The 1,838-nt window shown below is 64.9% G+C and carries 2 protein-coding genes; both read right to left on the bottom strand.

Translation table 11 applies throughout. The annotated features are described in order from the left end of the window. A partial coding sequence (gene sixA, locus AC4FAH_RS12350) for a phosphohistidine phosphatase SixA (RefSeq protein WP_490246114.1) occupies nt 1–431 on the bottom strand: 431 nt, incomplete at its 3' end. A 157-nt stretch (nt 432–588) separates the two neighbouring features. Next, nucleotides 589–1,716 carry an NAD(P)H-dependent glycerol-3-phosphate dehydrogenase gene (locus AC4FAH_RS12345; RefSeq protein ID WP_287024652.1) on the bottom strand — a complete coding sequence of 376 codons (1,128 nt, stop codon included), beginning with the start codon at nt 1,714–1,716 and terminating at the stop codon, nt 589–591. Nucleotides 1,717–1,838 lie beyond the last annotated feature (122 nt).

The following is a 1,838-nucleotide window of genomic DNA, read 5'->3' as shown; positions in this document are numbered from 1 at the left end:
AGACTTGCGGTGGCAAAGGCCAGCTGGGTACTGCCGGGGCCATCGACCAGGGCGCTGGCCAGATTCGAGACCAGCGGATTGTGGCTGATGATCAGCCAGTCACGCGGCTCGCGCCCTTCAGAGGTGGGCGGCACATGGGTCTGCAGCCAGTCGAGCACCGGCGTCAGCGGGTCGTCCGGGGTGATGATCTCGAGCGTGGTCTGCTGCTCACCACTCAACTCCAGCGCCGAGGAGATCTCCTGGGCGGTCTGCTGGGCGCGGGTAAACGGACTGACGACCAGCGTCAGCCGCGCACGACGCTCGGCGGGCAGCTGATGGGCCAACCAGCGACCGATGCGGCGCGCCTCTTCGCGGCCATATTCACTCAATTCGCGGCTGGGGTCCGGCGTGCCGGCCTGGGCCTCACCGTGACGCATGATCAGTACACTCATGACATTCTCCTGAAAAGATGACTGCCGCAGCGCAAGCGCTTCATCACTCGCTTTGTCGCTGCGGCCGATGACCAGGGACTCGCCAACCGGAGCGTTGCACGAGTCAGACAAGGGGATGGCGAAACACGCTCCATCACCCGCTACCTGCTATGAGTCCTCAGGAGCCGTCGGGTTCCAACTGCCGCGCCTGCTGCACCGACTCACGCGACAGCACGAATTCCACATCGCTGGATTGCTCACCGCCCATCAGCGCGCGGGCCATGTGATGCGGGTCGACATTCTCGAACAGCACCTTGGCCATGCCACTGACCAGCGGCATGTAGATGCCCAGCCGCTCGGATTCATCCTGCACCAATCGCACGGTGTTGACACCCTCGGCGACCTGCCCCAGCACCTCGACCGCCTGGTCGAGGGTGCGCCCTTCTCCCAGCGCGTAGCCGACCCGATAGTTGCGCGACAACGGCGAGGAGCAGGTCACGATCAGATCGCCCACGCCGGCAAGGCCGAGGAAGGTCATCGGATTGGCGCCCTTGGCCACCGCGAAGCGGCTCATCTCGGCCAGCGCACGGGTCATCAGCATGGCGCGGGTGTTCTCGCCCATGCCCAGGGCCGCGGCCATGCCGGCCGCGATGGCGTAGATGTTCTTCAGCGCCCCGCCCAGCTCGACGCCGTAGCGGTCATTGCTGGCGTAGACACGGAAATAGTCGCAACCGAAGGCCGTCTGCACGCGAGCGCGGGTGTAGGCATCATCGGAGGCGATCACCGTGGCCGTCAGCTGCCGCTGGGCGATCTCGGCCGCCAGATTGGGGCCAGACAGCACGCCGATATGCGCGAAGCCGGTTTCCTGCTCCAGCACCTCGCTCATCAGGGTGAAGCCTTCGCTCTCGATGCCCTTGGTGGTGGCCACCAGAATCTGCCCTTCACGCAGGTGAGCGCGCGCCTGACGGACCACCGTGCGGAAGGCCTTGGAGGGAATCGCCACGCACACCAGCTCGGCCTCGGCCAGTGCATCGGCCATGTCGGTGGTAGCACGCACCGAGGCATTGATCTCGAAGCCCGGCAGATAGCCCGAGTTGCGGTGCTGGGTGTTGACCTCCTCGGCCTGGCTGGCATCACGCATCCACTGGGTGACGCTGGCACCGTTGTCGGCGGCAATCGAGGCGATCGCGGTCCCGAAGCTGCCGCCACCCAGCACGCAGACATTGAGTCCCACCGCCTGTGGGGTCGTTTCGCTTACCTCGCGATCACGAATGGCCCGACGAGGTGAAGGGGTAGTGGCAGACATGCTGACTCCTTGGATGACGATGTGCTCAGTGAATGGCAGGCATTGTACTCATAGTTTGTCAGAGAATGCTGAACAAGAGATGTCTGCGCAGACCTCGTGGCCAACGCAGGGGGCTGCGCCTG

This window comes from Cobetia sp., from assembly GCF_983723665.1.
Note: the sequence above shows the minus strand (reverse complement) of the source record. Positions and strands in the feature narration are given on the sequence as shown.